The sequence below is a fragment of the Pseudoalteromonas sp. McH1-42 genome (assembly GCF_022347845.1).
Lineage (GTDB): Bacteria > Pseudomonadota > Gammaproteobacteria > Enterobacterales > Alteromonadaceae > Pseudoalteromonas > Pseudoalteromonas rubra_D.
Genome location: NZ_JAKRFU010000018.1, coordinates 70,363 through 88,769, shown reverse-complemented (window position 1 = coordinate 88,769; position 18,407 = coordinate 70,363). Strand labels below are relative to the sequence as shown.

Sequence of the window (18,407 nt, the reverse complement as noted above, 5' to 3'; positions counted from 1 at the left end):
CCGTGACAACCACTACTCATTCTTCTGTTGATATTAACTATACTGAACTTGCGCAAAAAATTAAGCTTTGGGGCAAAGAACTTGGCTTTGCTGAAGTCGGCATTACCGACATAGACCTCAGCGAGCATGAAGCGCAGCTACAGCGTTGGCTTGATAATGGCTATCATGGCGAGATGGAATACATGGCAGCACATGGTATGAAGCGTGCCCGCCCTGCAGAGCTTGTGCCAGGCACTCAAAGAGTGATCTCGGTGAAAATGAACTACCTGCCACCCGATGCCAGTTTCGCCCGCGCGCTCAACAATAAACAAACCGCCTACATCAGTCGTTATGCACTGGGCCGGGACTATCACAAAGTGATCCGCAACCGATTAAAGAAACTCGGCCAGCGCATTGAACAGGACGTCGGTCAGTTTGGCTTTCGTCCCTTTGTCGATTCAGCGCCAGTGCTGGAGCGACAGTTGGCAGAAAAAGCCGGACTCGGCTGGCGTGGCAAAAACAGCTTGCTGATCCACAAACAAGCCGGCTCGTGGTTTTTTCTTGGTGAGCTGTTTGTGGATTTGCCCCTGCCAGTTGATAACAATCCTCAGGAAGAAGGCTGTGGCAAGTGCAACGCCTGTATCACACTTTGCCCGACCGGAGCCATTGTAGAACCTTATGTAGTAGATGCCCGCAAATGTATTTCTTACCTGACAATAGAATTACTGGGTCCGATCCCCGAACAATACCGCCCACTGTTGGGCAACCGGGTATACGGCTGTGACGACTGTCAGCTGGTGTGTCCGTGGAACCGCTACGGCCAGCTTACCGATGAGCAGGATTTTCATCCCCGTCAGCAACTCAAAGATCAGGAGCTGCTGACACTTTTTCAGTGGGACGAAGCAACTTTTCTAAAAAACACTGAAGGCAGCCCCATTCGCCGTATTGGCCATGAACGCTGGCTACGGAACTTAGCCGTTGGATTAGGCAATGCAGAGCCTGACGAACAGATAATCCAGGTACTTGAAGCACGCCTGGAGTCGGCCTCAGATCTTGTCAAAGAGCATATAACTTGGGCCCTGGCACAACAGCGCACCAAACGCACCGAGCAACAGCGTAAAAACGCCCGGCTGATCCGGATCATCGAAAAAGGCCTGCCTCGGGACGCTTAATCATGTGAATCAACATTGGCCTCCTGCTGTGTTTTTAACCGCGATTACACCTCAAAGATTGCGGTGACAACACGTATTCAGCTATTCAGCTATTCAGCTATTCAGCTATTCAGCTATTCAGCATGCTTTCCTGCAGAGCTGAGTAATGACAAATCGCTTTCAATTTCAGTAAACGCTTCGCGCACCTGCATAATCGCTTCTTCCCTGGCAATTGAACCCTGAATGGCTTCGTCGACATGCTGATAAATGAATACTTCCTGATCCTCATCCAACCCCATGGTTGGGATCCGCTGCTCAAACACCTCCTGAAGACGGCGAAAGATGGATTCATTCTGAGAGCGGTTGTTGTTGAGCAAAGCCAACAATCCGGTGAACTTACTGTGGATCATAGAAATAGCATCATTGAGCTCAGCTTGCTGAGACAGCAACTGTTTACGGGTCAGAATCGCCAGCAACTGCTGCTCAGTCACACTGGCGATAAAACAAATATGATCTCTGAGCCGACCGTGTTTGTCCGCGTCTTCTGAGGGCATGTTCAGGATCAGCACACTCACCAGATTGTAGTTCACCAGGATCCGGCTGGTAAACTCATGCAAACGGCCCTTCGAACGCAATATTTCAAACAACTCCAGCACAATTGGGGAACACAGTCCCGCAGTGGCAAAATGATGACGCTGCTCATCGACCCGAAACTCAATATTGCAGCTTAACCCTAAATTACTGAGACACTGGATCAGAGCCTTTGCTAACGCCTGAATGTCATCAATGACACCGATCTGTTCAATGTAACTGACGATAAATCCCATTTCACTGCTGGTCGCCATGGCATTGAACGCCGTGGAAGTTGCGTCTTCGACCTGCTGCTCCAGGATATCACGCTCCAGCAACATCTGCCCTAAATTAAGCAACTTGGCTTTTAATTCACTGTGGCCAAACGGCTTAACGATGTAATCCTCCGCACCAACTGCGTAGCCTTCCATGCGCTCTTCAACCGATCCTCGTGCCGACACAAACATCACAATGATGTTCTGCGTTTCCAGATTGGCTTTGATCTTCTTACATACCTCATACCCATTCATCTGCGGCATGCTGACATCCAGCAATACAACCTGAGGCGCAAAATCCTCAATAACATCCAGGCATTCCTGCCCACTGGTTACAGTCAGTAATTCAAAGTCGAGGTCTTCAAGTATTTCTTCGATGATTTCGAGGTTGAAAGGTTCGTCATCCACCGCCAGGATTCGTTGCAATGCCATTTCTCAGTTCCTTTTCCGTTGCCAAAGCACCATCATCTGCAAACACACCTTCAAACGTGAGAAATGTCCCCGCAATGACAGCTTTAATTTAGTTATAGACAGGGATCACCCATGGCGCTAGTGATCCCGCTAAATTGGCAGCTCAATATGAATACAAGCGCCCTGTTCCGGGTTGTTTTCGGCATAAATACAGCCTTTATGCAGCAATACAAATTCTTTGCAAATGGCCAACCCCAACCCGGTTCCGCCAGCCCCACTGTTAGTTTTACTGCTTTGGGCAAACTTATCGAATATATGCTCCAGTTCATCTTCAGGTATGCCAACGCCCTTGTCCCGCACCAAAATATGGACATATCCCGCGTTAAGCGTAACCGTGACGGTCACTTCGCTATGCTCAGGACTGAACTTCAACGCGTTACCCAACAAGTTTCTCATCACCTGGGTCAGCTGCTCAGCATCACAACACAGCACAATGTTATCTTCTTGTACTTGAAGCTCGATGTGAATATGCCGCGCCATCGCCAGACCCGACACATCTTCTTTTGCGGTGTGTATTAAAGTGAGCAGATTGTGCGGTGCAGGGTTAAAGGGAAAACGACCAGCATCCAATTTAGACAAGTCGAGCAGATTGTTCAGCAGTAACAACAGGCGTTCGCCACTGGTCTCGATCCGTGACAGGTATTTCTCCAACTTGTTCACCGGTACCTCACCACATGCCAACTTATCAATCCCAAAGCGCGCGAAACTCAAAATGGAGTGCATGGGGGTTCGGAGTTCGTGAGACATATTAGCAAGAAACTCAGATTTGCTGATATTCGCCGCTTCCGCGGCTTCTTTAGCCGCCTGGAGTTGTGCCGTGCGCGCCTGAACCTCTACCTCCAGTACTTCTTTGGCCTCCTCAAGTAGTTGCTGTTTGCGTTTCAATTGGGCAACGTTCTTAAAAATCGCGGCCAAGGCAATTTCACCGTGATGGTCAATCTCAATAAATGTCCCCATCAAGGGAATACTTGGCCCATCTTTTTGCGGTAACACCAGCTCACAATTAAAATGCCGCAATACACCACCATTATTGATGGCTTCTTTTAATGCGGTGACAGAGGCAGGTTCAAACAGGTCAAAAATGGAATGTTGTTGAAGCTGATCTCCCGGTAGTCGCAGTAAAGAAGTGCAACCATCATTGGCCTCAATCACAAAACCATCGAGATTAAACAACATGATGGGATCGGGTGTGTGCTTATAAATCACCCGTAATAAACTATCTCGCTCAATGAGGGCGTCGACCGTATCCTGCAACCGTTCAACCAACTCTTGGTTATGGCGACGTAACAACTCGCTTTGCCAGAGTTTGTGCAGCGACTGCAACAACGCCCCCTCATCAATGGGTTTAGTTAATACATCTTCAACGCCCTGACGGATGGCTTCCATCATATCCACCTGATTTTGCCGCGAGGTCATCAACAAGCAGCGTGCATCACGGTGGATCTGTCGTACCTTCTTGAAGACATCCAGACCACTCCCCTGCGCCAGGTTGAAATCACAAATCAATAAGTCAATATCATGGGTGGTTGCCTGTTGCATTGCCTCAGTAATGCAGTGTGCAGTTACGACTGTCAGTTGCGCGCCACGCAGGCTGGCCGTCAAACGCCTCAGACGGTCTTCTCGATGATCCACCAGTAGGATTTTCGGCAGTTCAAGTCGGTCATGATCACCCGTTTCAAGCACCCGTTCAAGCAAACCCGTGATTTCTTTATTGCCAAAAAATGGGTAGATCACGATGGCATTGCACAGCATTCGATTTAAGCGGCTGAATGCATCAACATGCTCAGAGTTTTCTGGCTTGGGCGCGAGCAAGATTAGACGGTCGTGATCTTTTAACGCAGACAAAGCATCAAAGGTGCTATCCGGCAGTCCATGGGCAATGGCGACAACATGATACGCAAAGAAATCCTGAACTTTGTGCAGCATCTGAAAATGTAAATGCACCACCTCACAGCCCAATAATTCAAATAATACCTTCAGTCTCATAGCCAGCACACTGCTGCTATCGATAATTAATACCTTGTTGTTTTCCATAACTAAATCCTGCTGTGGTAAACCAATTTACGGCGTTACTTGTTGTAACCGCTAGCATTCAGTTTAGTCAAAAATCGCTAATCCGAAATGCACGCAGGTTGAATCGCAACGCGCAGCGGTTACACTGTGAACTGACCACGTTCGTGCCACGTATACTCAGGCATTGAGTTTAAAACCGTTTCAGGGAGCCCCCGATGATAAAACCACTACTGATATCCATGGCACTGCTTGCCAGCAACGGCGCGTATGCCAGCGAGACACCAGATTTCACCAAAAGTAAGGCCTGTGATGATTTTACCGGCTATGAATTCAGAAAACTCAGATCAAAAGACACCGTCGACTTATGCGCTTTTGCGGGGAAACCATTATTAGTCGTCAATACCGCCAGTAACTGTGGGTTTACAGGTCAGTTCGATGGCCTGGAAAAACTGCACAAAGCTTATGCCGACAAAGGTCTGGTGGTACTTGGGTTTCCGTCTGACGACTTCTTTCAGGAAGAAAACGACGAAAAAGATACGGCTGAGGTTTGCTTTATCAACTACGGCGTCACCTTTACTATGATGGCAACAGGTGCCGTGCGCGGCGACGATGCCAACCCGGTGTTTCAACACTTAGGCGAACAAAGCGGTGCGCCCATGTGGAATTTCTACAAATATCTAATCTCGGCTGATCGCAAAACAATCCAGCAGTTCAATAGCCGCACCAAACCGATGTCAGAGCCTATGATAGCGGCCATCGAAAAAGAACTTGATCTTAAATAATGCGCTTTAAATCTAAGTATATTAGAATAATGTATGAGCAATAATTAACCCATCCATGGAGAGATAATGACACTAGCCAGCGCAAGACACATATTAGTCGATAACGAAGCTCAATGCCTTGAACTTAAGCAACGTATTGCAGCAGGTGAAGACTTTGCCGAGATCGCAAAACAATATTCCAGTTGCCCGTCTGGACAGGATGGGGGTGAGCTGGGTGAGTTCGGACCTGGCATGATGGTACCTGAGTTCGACAAAGTGGTATTTTCGGCACCACTCAATGAGGTGCAGGGACCGGTTCAGACGCAGTTTGGTTATCACCTGCTTGAAGTCACCAGCCGGGTCGATTAAACCACGTTTGCTACTGGCAGTATGTCTCTGTCGGTAGCTTTGCCTATGCCCTCTCGGATCTATCCAGCCCCGTTCCTACCTATTTTTAATACCAATCCACATCATTCTTGAGACGAGTAAATCTCGGCGATAACGAGGTAAAAATTTCGCTATTTAATTGTTCTAAATGAGGAATATTTAACACTGTTATCAGCAGATTTAATACCAATTTGCTTAATTAAGTGATCTATTTTGAGGCGAGAAAATAGGGTCGATAACACCGCTCTCGCGTCCTGCTATCGCTGAGGCACCTACATCCATGTAGGCGAGGCAAAAATTTGTGAACCTATGTCTTAGGTATAAGGTTCTAAATGAGAAATTTTTAACGCTGTTAGCGTCCTATTTGCTCCTTCAAATAGACCAGGTATTAAGTGAAATTGGTATAATCTCTCCAAGTGGTTATGTATTAATGTGGATTGCTTTAAGTAATGCTATAGTCATTGCGCATCTAACCACAACATAAGGATTGAGTGATGATCTTATATGGCTCGGATACATCTCCGTATGTCAGGCGCATCCGCATTTATTGTCTTCGCCACGACATTACCCTGGACTATCGCAAACTGGACATCTTTAGTGAGGAAGGTAGGGCTATCCTTCACCAGCACAATCCGGCACGTAAACTGCCGTTTCTGCTTGCTGATGATCAGGCGGTCCTGGATTCCAACGTCATTGCCCGTTACCTGCAACAAAAGTTTTCTTTGCCTCATCTCAATTGGGCACAGGAAAACCTGCTCACTATCATCAATGCCTGTAACGATTCACTGGTAGAGCTATTGCTTTGCCAGCGTTCAGAATTTGATATTCAGGATGACAAGCTGTTTTTTAACCTGCAGCGCGGGCGAATAGCTGAAACCTTGCGCGTACTGGATCAAAGCTGTCATGAAACTGTATTTTTAAACTGCGAGTATCTTCAGATCAGTTTATACTGCCTGCTGGATTGGATCCGCTTCAGAAACTTGTTCGACTTAACGCCGTACACCGCTCTGGAGCAGTTTTATGACCAATGGCAGCCTCAAGATGAGGCACGTCTTACAGATCCCAGAGCATAATACCAATTTGCTTAATTAAGGGTTCTATTTTGAAGCGAGAAAATAGGGTCGATAACAAGGCAAAAATTTGCGAACTCGTACCTTAGGTCAAGGTTCTAATGAGAAATTTTTAACGCCGTTAGCGTCGTATTTGCTCCTTTAAATTGAACAGATATTAAGTGAAATTGGTATAAGCTCGATAACTATGGAAATACACCATGAGTGACATCGAATTAGAATCGGAAGTAGTCAATTTTGTCGTGACAGCGAAAGAGCAAGAGCAAGTTTGGGCACTAGGCTCAGATGACGGCGGCCTGGTTGTGGTTGACTCAAATCAGTTTGAAGAGTCGGACGTATTGCTACTATGGGATAATGAAGAGAACGCTCAGGCACAGTGCCGTGACGAGTGGGCAGACTTTAAACCCATTGCCATCGCGCTGGATGAGTTGCTTGACGAATGGATTGAAGATTTACGCGACGATAACGCCCTGCTGGGTCTTAACTGGAATGATGACAACGTGTGTACAGAGATCGAGCCGGTTGGTCTGGCCCGTGCTCTGTCAGAATAAGCACTTTATGCTACGCTGATCAGCGCCACTAAGGTGCCTTCAATTGAGCGCACATACGCCTGTGTGTGCTCCCCCTTTAAAGTCGGCGGCGACAACGGCTCTGCGCCCGCTGCCACGGCTTTGTCATAGCTCTTTGCAACATTCTCACACCCCAAAGTTAACTCAAAGCCCAGCGCAGGCTGCTTAGGTTGGCTACGAATGTAGCTTTGTTTAAATTGCGCCTGTGCAACCGGGTGCGTAGCAAAAGCAAGTAACACCTGTCCGGTGTCCAGTTCTCCATAGTCTCCGTCCTCGCTGAGACCACAGGCACTGAGCCCAAAGGCCTGATAGTAAAAGTCCAGTACCTCTTCAACACTGTCGACGTAGATCACGGTTTTCAGAAACTGCATGGCTAAATTTCAAGCTAAATAAATATAAATAAAGCATATTTTTCGTTCAGCGTAAACCGATTTAGGATCCGGGCAGAGTTGAGACGAGCAATAAAAAAGGCGCCGTAGGCGCCCTCTTATCAAGCAATTACTGCTTATTCTTTTGTTCTTTCGTAAATGCCCTGAGTTTTCGCTTCTGCGACAGGGTCATTTTGTTGGTGCGGCCAGAGTACGGGTTATCCCCTTCACGGAACTCGATTTTAATCGGCGTTCCCATGATATTTAGCGCCTTACGATAGTAATTCATCAGATAGCGCTTATAACTGTCAGGTAAGTCATGCACCTGGTTACCATGGATCACAATACGCGGCGGGTTATAACCACCGGCATGGGCATATTTCAGCTTAACCCGGCGACCGCGTACCAAAGGAGGCTGGTGATCGGCCTGCGCCATATCCATGATACGTCTCAGCATAGCTGTACTAACACGCTTGGTTGCCGATTCATAGGCTTCTTCAACAGATTCAAACAGGTGGCCAACCCCGGTGCCATGCAGCGCCGAAATGAAGTGCAGACGGGCAAAATCAATAAAGCCAAGGCGACGATCCAGTTCAGACTTAATACGCTCTTTCACGTAGTCATCCAGACCATCCCATTTATTCACTGCGATCACCAAAGAACGACCCGCATTCAGGGCAAAGCCCAGCAGACTGAGGTCCTGATCTGAGATACCATCTCGTGCGTCGATCACTAACAGAATGACATTGGCATCTTCAATGGCTTTTAGCGTTTTAATCACTGAAAACTTTTCGACCACATCGCTCACTTTCTTGCGCTTACGGACACCTGCGGTATCTATCAGCACATAGTCACGCTCATTGCGGGTCATCGGGATATAGATTGAGTCACGCGTCGTGCCCGGCATATCGTACACAATTACACGCTCCTCACCGAGGATACGATTAGTTAGTGTTGACTTACCCACATTGGGGCGGCCGATGATCGCCAGTTTTATGGGTTTGTCTTCAAAACCCGTTTTACCCTCTTCCGGCGCTTCTTCCCCTTCCAGGTAAAGCTCAGTCAGCAGCTCATCGTCCTGCTCAATTTCATCTTCCTCTGAGGCCAGCTCTGCAATCACCGGACCCAAAGTCGCTTCGAGTAGCTGTGTAACACCACGGCCGTGTGCAGCAGCAATGTGATACACCTCACCCAGCGCTAACTGGTAAAACTCAGCACAGTTAGAGTCTGCGTCGATGCCGTCTGTTTTATTGGCCACGACAAAGCTTTTCTTCTGTTGCTTACGCAAATGTTGTGCGATGGCCTGGTCCGCAGCAGTCATACCTGCACGGGCGTCGACCAGAAACAGCACCACATCAGCCTCTTCAATAGCCAGCAAAGACTGCTCTGCCATTTCCGTTTCGATGCCTTCTTCACTGCCATCAATACCGCCGGTATCGACCACGATAAACTCATAGCCATCATAATTTGCCTGGCCATATTTACGGTCACGTGTCAGGCCCGGAAAGTCCGCCACTAACGCATCACGCGTGCGGGTCAGACGGTTAAATAAAGTGGATTTCCCCACATTGGGTCGCCCGACGAGAGCGATCACAGGAAGCATAGACTACCTCTTTTAAAAACAACAAAAGGCTTCGCACCGCGAAGCCTTACTTCTATTCATTCAGCATATGGTGGTTACGGAATTTTTACCGCACTGACTTCACCATCGCGGGTGTACAAGATCAAGGTATCATCTACCACAATAGGCTCGACAAAAAAACCTGAACTATCAAACTCTTCACGAGAAACCAGTTGACCTGTTTGTTTATCCAGCCAATGCAGATTACCTTCCTGATCACCCACCACCAGATAATTACCAGCCACTGCTGGCGTCGTCAGATACCAACCACGTAACGCTGACTGGCTCCAACGCTCAATGCCCGACTCTCTATCTAGAGCATAGAGTACGCCTTCGCTATCTACCAAATAAATGGTATTCAGCTCAATACTGAGGTCACGGTAACTGCTGTACTCACGATCCCAAAGCACATTGCCGTTACGCACGTCCAATGCGGCCAGTTTACCATTGTAGGCGATGGTATACACGGTACTACCAACGACCACAGGCTTAGTGTCCACGTCAACCAGGCGCTCAAACTCAGAAGCACCTTTTGCCAGAGCAATGTCCGTACTCCAGGCCATGAAGCCATTCTCAGCAATCAGCACCGATAACTTGCCGCTTTCTTCACCAACCAACACGCCACCATTTGCTGACGTAGGTGAACTCAGACCACGTAATGTCAGAGCCGGCACTTCTTGTTCAAACTGCCAGCGCTCCTCACCAGTGTCCGGGTGTAACGCCAGAAGTTTTCCTGAGCCAAGGTTAACGTAAACCAAACCATCTCCGGCAGCTGGGGTAGAAAGCGCCTCTCCCGGCACCGCCTTACGCCAAACGACTTCACCGGTTTCACGGTCCAAAGCAATCACTTCACCATGCTCAGAGCCAATATACAGCTTACCGTAGGCCTGCAAAATACCACCTGAAAGCTTAGCTGTGTCATCGTCTTCCCACGGCCAAAAAGCCGGGTTTTCACGCGTATCAACTTCCCACAGCGTATCGCCGCTGCTGCTATCTAGCGCTGCAACCAGACCATTTCGTTCTGCTACGTAAACCGTACTTTGATAAAAGGTGGGTGTCAGACGCGAGAAATAATGCTCAACGCCATCGCCAATAGATTCCTGCCAGACAACGTCGGTTTCAAACTGGTTTACAATTTCAGGTAACACCAGTTCCTCTTCATCATCACTTGAGGAGCATCCCAGCAATGACGCCATACATAGCGCCAATGAGGCCATAGTCAACTTCTTCATGGCGACTCCTTACAGTGCTGCTGTGCTAGCCAGATCGTCCAGTTTGATTTGTAGCAGTGGGTTATTATCACTGCCACCGGCAGTCACTGCTTTTTGATACTCATCACGCGCAGCCTCTTTCTTACCTTGCGCTAGCAGTACATCACCTTTCACCTCGGCTACCTGAGCAGCAAAGCTCTCTGGCATCGGGTTGCCAAGCGTTGCCAGCGCCGCACTATAATCTTCACGAGCAGCCTGTACTCGAGCCAGACGCAGATAAGCGGTCGCTTTTAATTCTGGTGATTTAACTGTGTTTGCAGCGAAGCTCAGCTTCTCTTGTGCAACCTCCAGTTTGCCTTGTTCAACGGCTTCTTTTGCCGCCACAAACGCAGCCAGTACCGCATAGCTCGACTCACCATTCGTTGCTAAAAAGTCATCGCTTTTGGTCAGAACGTCACCACTATCAACCAACTGGTTATAGGCTTCAGAACCTGCTTCTGCGGTGTCAATTTGATGCTGGTTATATGCTTTCCAACCATACAGACCACCCAGGCCCAGCACTGCGCCAATGATCAAAGATGTTCCATTTTCACGGAAAAATCGTTTTATTGCTTCGGCTTGTTGTTCTTCTGTTGAATAAATTTCCATTCTGACCTCTTTATTAATAGCGTAAAGCCAGCCCCTTTTCAGATAACTGGCCTGACTTTACTGCGCTAGGGCGCTTAATCCACTAACGCCGACAACAGGCTTTTTGCCTCTGCCAGTGTCAGGGTAACTTGTTCTTTGTGTTCACGGAGATACTTAACTGTCACCTTACCTTCGGCCAATTCATCTTCGCCAAAAATCAGGGCAACTTGTGCATCGCTCTTATCCGCACGTTTCAGTTGTTTTTTGAAGTTGCCGCCACCGGCATTGACCAGTACGCGCAAGCCCGGGATTTCACTGCGTAGTTGTTGCGCAATGACCGGCGCCTGAATGCCAGCTTGTTCGCCCATCGCTGCAACAAACACATCGGCATTACGGCGTAATGTGCCAATACGCTCGAGCTCTTGTAACATCAGTACAAGACGCTCCATGCCCATAGCAAAGCCTACAGCCGGCGTCGCTTTACCACCAACCTGCTCTACCAACCCATCATAACGCCCACCGGCACACACAGTACCTTGAGCGCCTAAGCTGTCCGTTACCCATTCGAATACGGTGCGGTTATAATAATCCAGGCCGCGTACCAGTTTTTCATTAACCTGGTATTCGACGCCAGCAGCGTCTAAACGTTCACATAAATTTGCAAAATGTTCACGCGACTCTTCGTCCAGATATTCAGACAGTTTTGGCGCGTTAACCAAAATGGCCTGCACGTCTGGGTTTTTGCTGTCCAACACACGTAACGGATTGCTATGCATGCGGCGCTTTGAATCTTCATCCAGATCCGCTTCGTGCTGTTCAAGAAACGCAATCAAGGCATCACGATAGGTTGCGCGTGCTTCATTTGAGCCCAGAGAGTTGAGTTCCAGGCGAACAAATTCACTGATACCAAACTGCTGCCACAGGCGCGCAGTCATCAGGATCACTTCGGCGTCCATGTCGGCACTTGCCACACCAAAGGTTTCTACCCCAAACTGATGGAACTGGCGGTAACGGCCCTTTTGCGGACGCTCGTGACGAAACATAGGTCCCATGTACCACAAACGCTGCTCCTGGTTATACAGTAAGCCATTCTGGTTACCGGCCCGCACACAAACCGCGGTGCCTTCAGGACGCAAGGTCAGGAGATCGCCATTACGATCTTCGAAGGTATACATTTCTTTTTCAACGATGTCGGTGACTTCACCAATTGAGCGCTTGAATAACTCGGTGGATTCCACGATAGGAAAGCGGATCTCCTGGTATCCAAAAGATGCCACTGTGTCACGTAAGATAGATTCTACCTTCTGCCAGACTTGCGTATCACCCGGCAGACAATCGTTCATACCTCGAATTGCCTGAATTTGTTTTGCCACTGAAAATCCTAGTAATCTAATTTTTTACACGAAACGGCTGGCCAAGCCCAATGACTTAGCCAGATCTGATAAACCCGCTATTATACCCAGCTCGGCTAAAACGTAAACGCTTAGTTTACCGGGTCTGCCACGCTTACTCGACTATCTTGACGTCGATTTTGGGTTCACTTTGTTGTTTTTCAACATAGCTGCGTACCTGCTCTTCCAGCTGTTCAACGATGTGATCGTTGTCGATACGCAATTTTTGACGCTCACCATTGATGTATAAGCCCGAACGGCGGTTTGCCCCAGCCAGACCCAGATCGCTCACCAAAGCTTCACCTGGACCATTTACCACACAACCAATCACAGAAACCGAAATTGGGGTTGTGATGTCTTCCAGGCGCTCTTCCAGTTGATTCATTGTGTTGACCACATCAAATTCCTGACGAGAGCAGCTTGGACAGGCGATAAAGTTAATCCCGCGCGAACGAATACGCAGCGACTTAAGAATATCAAAGCCCACTTTGACTTCCTGAACAGGATCGGCAGCCAGGGATACCCGCAGCGTATCACCAATGCCCTCTGCCAGTAGCATACCCAAGCCAACGGCTGATTTAACCGAACCGGCACGCATCCCTCCGGCTTCGGTGATCCCCAGGTGCAGTGGTTGATCAATTTCTTTGGCTAACAGGCGATATGCCCCAACCGCTAAGAAAACGTCCGACGCTTTCACCGAGACTTTAAACTGATCAAAATCGAGTCTCTGTAAGATCTCAACATGACGCATCGCTGACTCAAGCAGGGCTTCTGGCGTAGGTTCGCCATATTTCTCCTGCAGATCACGCTCCAGCGAGCCCCCATTCACTCCGATACGGATCGGGATGTTCTTTTCACGTGCAGCATCGACTACCGCACGAATACGCTCTTCATTGCCGATGTTGCCTGGGTTGATACGCAAGCAATCTACACCATATTCAGCCACTTTCAGGGCGATACGATAATCAAAATGAATGTCGGCTACCAGCGGTATCTCGGACTGTTCTTTGATGCTCTTAAACGCTTCTGCGGCTTCCATGGTTGGAACAGACACCCGCACGATGTCCGCGCCGGCATCAGCAATCGCCCGGATCTGAGCCACAGTGGCATCCACGTCCAGGGTATTGGTGTTGGTCATCGACTGTACGGCGATAGGTGCGCCGTCCCCGATGGGCACATTTCCCACATTAATACGCGTAGATTTTCTACGTTTGATCGGTGATTCTGAAAACATGACGATTACTCTGCTAACGGTAAATTAAATTTGGCTAAACGATTACGCGGCAGGCCGGAAATATCCACCGCAGCGCCATCAAGCGTGATGCTCACGGCCTGGTGTTTGCCCAGAACGACGGAAAACGGGGCCTGTCCACTGACGGTCATGGTATACCCGGCTTTCTTAACACCAAAGGCAACTCGCTCCTGACTGGCATCGAAGATCTCTACCCAGCTGTCTTCTTTAAACACCATCACAATGGTGTTCTGAGCAAGCTCTGGCTGAGGATTGGTTGCGGGCGCAGCTTGCACCTCAGCAACTTCATTGTTTTGTGCAATTGGGCTCGCTTCTGACTCTGATTGCGTAGCCATCTCAGGTGACTCTGACGCAGGTTCAGAGGTCATATCCTGGGTCGGTTTTTCGGCCTCAATGGTTATTTCGAGCTGGTTATCAGGGCCCACTGTGTCAGGCTCATCTGCCACGGTTTGCCCTGCACTTTGCTCGTTATTTTGCCCATCACCTGAAACAACATTGGCCTGAGGTATGTCACGCGCATCGCCCGGTGTGATTTCGCTCTGTGAACTGCTGTTTTGCCAGAACCAAATCGCTGAGCTGCCCACGACCAGAATTAAGACCGCATAACTGAACCACATCAGACGGTTGTCATGCGCTTCTTTCTCCGTGCGGCGAGAGAAGCTCTTCATTTTGCCTTTTTGCTCAGGTACAACGGGAGACTGGTACAACTTCAGTGTTTCCTGCGCATCCAGGCCCAGTAAATGACAGTAACTTTTGATGTAGCCCCGTACAAAAGTTTCCGGGCCCAAATTCTGATAGTCATCCTGCTCTAATTTGTTGATCTGAGTTTCACTGAGCTTCAGCCGTGTGGTGATCTCTTCATAGCTGACACCCCTGTCATGTCTGGCTTTGGCCAACGTTTGTCCAAGCGACAGTAAATCGCTGCTATTTTCTGTATCTAATTCTGCTTCGTTCATAAGGTATAGTTGTCTGGATCCACGATTAAGAGATGCCGTCCTGGTTGTAAGACAATATCCGGGGTCAATTTATTCCACCGCATCAGGTCGTCAATCTGGAGATTATATTCTATTGCAATGTCGAACAATGACTGCCCCTGGCCTATGGTGTGTACGATCTTCGGATCGTTCAAATACACCACCTGACCAATCGACAGCTGGTCCGACTCACGTAAATTATTCCACGCCATCAGCTTTTCTAACTTCAGGTTATACTTCACTGAGACACTAAAGAGATTCTCCCCCAATCTGATGATGTGCTGAGGAATGCTAGGGAGCATCAGATCAGTATTCAGCAGACCACCAACAGCACGGCCTTGTAGATTCTCTGTCACAGGCTCTGCGGGAAGTTGCGCAAGCCAGCTATCTGCGGGCTTATCGTTTAATACGGCCGAGTCCCTGGAGCGTGCAGAAGGCGCTGAAAAGGCAATATCAGTCGGATCAGGCTCATAAAATACCACCTGCCCTCTTGTATCTGATGCCACTAAATTAACTGTGTCTGCAGCCTTATCAGGTACCCTCTGAGCCGTTACTGTATCCCGCGCGGGTGAATTCTGAGTGAACTGCTGTGTACGCAACGAACGGGCTGGTGTCGGAGCCAGTTGCTGAGTCGGTTCAGGGACAACTGACGCAAGCGCAAGTTGCTGAGGCCGAGGGCTGGCCGGTTCTACTTTACGACGCACCTTGATTTTGGATTCAGCCACCAAATGCGTTGGCGACTTATGGGTAATTTTTGTCAACTGAGCCTGACGATATTGCTCTTTCAGGCGCTCAAACTCGCTGTCTTTAAGGCGTTGCTGGAGCACCAGTGCTGCCTGAGGAGAATCCGGATAAGTTTGTAACAGCAAGGTGGCGGTTTCTTCTGCTTGTTGCAAATGGCCTTTGCGAACTTCCAGTAAGTGAGACAGCAATAACCCACGCGCAGAGACAAACCCACGATCGCCATACACTTTCAGTATTTCCTCTGCGCGATGCAGCTCACTTTTCGCATAGTGTAAGCCGGCCATCAATAGCAAAGTCGACGGACGCTGCCCATTGTGTTTTTCAGCACTGCTCAGATACTCCAGTGCCAGCTCGAAATTATCCTGACGCAATGCACACATCGCGAGGTTTTCGTAACTTTGCGCAACACGGATATAGCTCGGTATGTCAATGGCTTTGAGCAGCTGCTCAGTCGCTGCATCATATTTGCCGATACGACACAGGAAAGTACCGTAATTATTGAGCGTGTTTGGGTCTTTGGGGGCAAGTATCAGGGCTTTCTGATAGGCTTGCTCGGCGCGCGCATTCTCCCCTACCTGCTCGTAATAATAGGCCAGTGAGTAGTGTGCTTCGGGCAATTGCGGTGCCAATGTCAGCGCCCGTTCGAGATTAAACTTAGCCTGGGTATTATTGCCATTCGCCAGATATTGTAGCGCCAGTGAGATACGCGTTTTAGCAGCATCTTCACGGCTCGCCTTACTCTGCACAACCGGCTTATCGCTGTTGGCATAACGCGTTTCGGTCACACAACCACTGAGTGTCATGCCCAGTATCAACAGCAACCCGGTACGGGCAATCTGAGCACGCTTTGAGACCTCAAAGGAGAAGCTTTTTACCAATGAAAACATAGCTGAACTAAACACTTTAGTTAAAAGCGCGCATTGACAAGTCACAATTGGCGCAAGGCCGCAGGCATAGCTCACCAGAGCGCTGTTGATCTATGCCCATATATTACCCGAATGCGTTCGAGTTTCACCCTTTTTTTAGCCAACCTTCACAGCTATGGCGTTGTCTTCCAGCTGCTTTTTCTTCGCAAGACGCTTGGTTCTGTCGACCACATCACCAACCAGCTGACCACAAGCGGCATCGATATCATCACCACGGGTGCGGCGGACAATACAGGTTAAGCCGGCTGCCTGAAGTACCTTAGAGAAACGGTCGATTCGGCTGTTACTAGAACGCCCATACTCATTGCCCGGGAACGGATTGAATGGGATCAGGTTAATTTTAGATGGAGTGCCTTTTAACACCTGAACTAATTCATGGGCATGATCTGTGCTGTCGTTCACGCCCTGCAACATAACGTACTCAATGGTAACGTCTTTATTGGCTTTCGAACCATCAATGTAACGACGACAGGCCGCCAGAAACTCTTCAATTGGGTACTTTTTATTGATCGGCACCAACTCATCGCGCAGCGGGTTATTTGGCGCATGCAGAGAAATCGCCAACGCCACATCAATTTTTTCTTTCAGAATATCCAGCGCTGGTACCACACCCGATGTACTCAAAGTGACACGACGCTTAGACAAACCAAATGCCCAGTCATCCATCATCAGTTCCATGGCAGGCACTACGTTGTTGATGTTGAGCAACGGTTCACCCATGCCCATCATCACTACATTGGTGATCGGACGCTTAGTACTGTCGCCATCGTGCAAACCGATGTCTTTGGCCACCCGCCACACCTGACCAATGATCTCACTGACCTTGAGGTTACGGTTAAAACCCTGCTGTGCCGTTGAGCAGAAGGTACACTCTAATGCACAGCCAACCTGAGACGACACACACAAAGTGGCACGGTCTTTTTCCGGGATCCACACAGTCTCCACTTCCTGTCCGCCATCCAGTACAAGCGCGTACTTAATGGTGCCATCGCTGGCTTGCTGGCGTACCGAGATCTCAGGTGCACGGATCTCACATTCTGCCTGCAATTTGGCGCGCAGCTTTTTGTTAATGTTGCTCATGTCATCGAAGTTATCGATGCCGAAGTGGTAAATCCATTTCATGACCTGATCGGCGCGAAACGGTTTTTCACCGTATGATGCAAACAATTCGCGCATCCCCTCGCGATTTAAATCAAGTAAGTTAATTTTTTTCTCAGTCGTAGTCATGAAACAACCCCAGATCAGATGACGGCCAGTGCAAATTTAATAAAGCGCCAAATTGTACAAAATTCAACCAACGCTTTCAAATCTGAATACTTTGCTAAGCCCGCTGCATGTTGCATTCAGGCTTAGTAAAATACATCAGGGACGAAAAAAGGGCGCTAAGGCCCTTCTTTCATGTCACAGTGCCCGAATTAACGAGTACGTGCGCACAGCTCTTCTTCAGTGAAGAAGTAAGCGATTTCACGTGCAGCAGACTCTGGAGCGTCTGAACCGTGTACCGCATTTTCGTCGATGCTGTCAGCGTAATCAGCACGTAGCGTACCCGCTAGCGCTTCAGCTGGGTTAGTAGCACCCATGATTTCGCGGTTTTTACGGATTGCATCTTCACCTTCAAGTACCTGAACCATTACAGGACCAGATGTCATGAACTCAACCAAAGCACCGAAGAAAGGACGCTCTTTGTGCTCAGCGTAGAAACCTTCCGCTTTCTCTTGAGAAAGGTGGATCATTTTAGCTGCAACGATCTTCAGACCAGCAGACTCGAAACGGTTGTAGATTGCACCGATGTGGTTTTTAGCTACCGCATCAGGCTTAACGATTGAAAAAGTACGCTCTAAAGCCATCTTTTTTGCTCCAAAATGAAATTAATGAATTTATACGGGCGCGAATTATACGCGTTTTAGATGTAAAAACCTACTATTTCCGTCCCGCTTTGATTTTGTGTGAAACGCAACCTGCCATTACAGCATCTGATTCAGCTATCCCGCAGATCCGGGAAAACCTGATCCAGGTCAAATCATTCTGACAAACCTTGCCCTATACT

17 protein-coding genes are annotated in these 18,407 nt (G+C 48.6%); 5 read left to right on the top strand and 12 right to left on the bottom strand.

Annotation, left to right across the window (positions count from 1 at the left end; all coding sequences use genetic code 11):
• Positions 1-2 precede the first annotated feature (2 nt).
• Positions 3-1,151 carry a tRNA epoxyqueuosine(34) reductase QueG gene (gene queG / locus MHN31_RS16390; RefSeq protein WP_239444800.1) on the top strand — a complete coding sequence of 383 codons (1,149 nt, stop codon included), beginning with the start codon at positions 3-5 and terminating at the stop codon, positions 1,149-1,151.
• 113 nt (positions 1,152-1,264) lie between these two features.
• Here the strand turns inward: queG and MHN31_RS16385 are convergent, their stop codons facing one another.
• Together MHN31_RS16385 and MHN31_RS16380 are read right to left on the bottom strand one after the other, a co-directional pair.
• Positions 1,265-2,407: a response regulator gene (locus MHN31_RS16385; RefSeq protein WP_125560775.1), complete on the bottom strand. Its 1,143-nt coding sequence runs from the start codon at positions 2,405-2,407 to the stop codon at positions 1,265-1,267.
• Positions 2,408-2,536: 129 nt separating this feature from the next.
• Positions 2,537-4,480, bottom strand: a complete 1,944-nt coding sequence (locus MHN31_RS16380) for an ATP-binding protein (RefSeq protein ID WP_138538722.1) — start codon at positions 4,478-4,480, stop codon at positions 2,537-2,539.
• A gap of 194 nt (positions 4,481-4,674) precedes the next feature.
• Here MHN31_RS16380 and MHN31_RS16375 point away from each other — a divergent pair, with 194 nt between their 5' ends.
• The 4 genes from MHN31_RS16375 (at position 4,675) to MHN31_RS16360 (ending at position 7,228) form a co-directional block, all read left to right on the top strand.
• Positions 4,675-5,241, top strand: coding sequence for a glutathione peroxidase (locus MHN31_RS16375; protein WP_239444799.1), 567 nt, complete (start codon positions 4,675-4,677; stop codon positions 5,239-5,241).
• 66 nt (positions 5,242-5,307) lie between these two features.
• Positions 5,308-5,589, top strand: a complete 282-nt coding sequence (locus MHN31_RS16370; protein ID WP_125560779.1) for a peptidylprolyl isomerase — start codon at positions 5,308-5,310, stop codon at positions 5,587-5,589.
• A 512-nt stretch (positions 5,590-6,101) separates the two neighbouring features.
• The gene (locus MHN31_RS16365) at positions 6,102-6,680 is read left to right on the top strand and encodes a glutathione S-transferase family protein (protein ID WP_239444798.1); all 579 of its coding nucleotides are present in this window, start codon (positions 6,102-6,104) and stop codon (positions 6,678-6,680) included.
• A 197-nt stretch (positions 6,681-6,877) separates the two neighbouring features.
• Positions 6,878-7,228, top strand: coding sequence for a DUF2750 domain-containing protein (locus MHN31_RS16360; RefSeq protein ID WP_010383956.1), 351 nt, complete (start codon positions 6,878-6,880; stop codon positions 7,226-7,228).
• A gap of 5 nt (positions 7,229-7,233) precedes the next feature.
• On the opposite strand, the gene MHN31_RS16355 is transcribed toward MHN31_RS16360, so the two are convergent.
• The 10 genes from MHN31_RS16355 to ndk all read right to left on the bottom strand — a co-directional run bounded on the left by MHN31_RS16355 (position 7,234) and on the right by ndk (position 18,207).
• Positions 7,234-7,617, bottom strand: a complete 384-nt coding sequence (locus tag MHN31_RS16355) for a VOC family protein (RefSeq protein WP_125560784.1) — start codon at positions 7,615-7,617, stop codon at positions 7,234-7,236.
• Positions 7,618-7,744: 127 nt separating this feature from the next.
• The gene (der, locus tag MHN31_RS16350; RefSeq protein ID WP_010383954.1) at positions 7,745-9,217 is read right to left on the bottom strand and encodes a ribosome biogenesis GTPase Der; all 1,473 of its coding nucleotides are present in this window, start codon (positions 9,215-9,217) and stop codon (positions 7,745-7,747) included.
• 74 nt (positions 9,218-9,291) lie between these two features.
• The gene (gene bamB, locus MHN31_RS16345; RefSeq protein WP_125560788.1) at positions 9,292-10,467 is read right to left on the bottom strand and encodes an outer membrane protein assembly factor BamB; all 1,176 of its coding nucleotides are present in this window, start codon (positions 10,465-10,467) and stop codon (positions 9,292-9,294) included.
• A 9-nt stretch (positions 10,468-10,476) separates the two neighbouring features.
• A complete protein-coding gene (locus MHN31_RS16340) occupies positions 10,477-11,094 on the bottom strand; it encodes a tetratricopeptide repeat protein (RefSeq protein WP_125560790.1) in 618 nt (205 codons plus the stop codon).
• Between the two features lie 74 nt (positions 11,095-11,168).
• Complete coding sequence (gene hisS / locus MHN31_RS16335) at positions 11,169-12,446, bottom strand: histidine--tRNA ligase (protein ID WP_125560792.1); 1,278 nt, start codon at positions 12,444-12,446, stop codon at positions 11,169-11,171.
• A gap of 133 nt (positions 12,447-12,579) precedes the next feature.
• A complete protein-coding gene (gene ispG / locus MHN31_RS16330; RefSeq protein ID WP_125560794.1) occupies positions 12,580-13,698 on the bottom strand; it encodes a flavodoxin-dependent (E)-4-hydroxy-3-methylbut-2-enyl-diphosphate synthase in 1,119 nt (372 codons plus the stop codon).
• A 5-nt stretch (positions 13,699-13,703) separates the two neighbouring features.
• Positions 13,704-14,672 carry a RodZ domain-containing protein gene (locus MHN31_RS16325; RefSeq protein WP_239444797.1) on the bottom strand — a complete coding sequence of 323 codons (969 nt, stop codon included), beginning with the start codon at positions 14,670-14,672 and terminating at the stop codon, positions 13,704-13,706.
• Complete coding sequence (gene pilW / locus MHN31_RS16320) at positions 14,669-16,321, bottom strand: type IV pilus biogenesis/stability protein PilW (RefSeq protein ID WP_239444796.1); 1,653 nt, start codon at positions 16,319-16,321, stop codon at positions 14,669-14,671. Before pilW ends, MHN31_RS16325 begins: the two co-directional genes overlap by 4 nt.
• 135 nt (positions 16,322-16,456) lie before the next feature.
• Positions 16,457-17,587 carry a bifunctional tRNA (adenosine(37)-C2)-methyltransferase TrmG/ribosomal RNA large subunit methyltransferase RlmN gene (locus tag MHN31_RS16315; RefSeq protein WP_010383939.1) on the bottom strand — a complete coding sequence of 377 codons (1,131 nt, stop codon included), beginning with the start codon at positions 17,585-17,587 and terminating at the stop codon, positions 16,457-16,459.
• A 188-nt stretch (positions 17,588-17,775) separates the two neighbouring features.
• A complete protein-coding gene (gene ndk, locus MHN31_RS16310; RefSeq protein WP_010383936.1) occupies positions 17,776-18,207 on the bottom strand; it encodes a nucleoside-diphosphate kinase in 432 nt (143 codons plus the stop codon).
• Positions 18,208-18,407 lie beyond the last annotated feature (200 nt).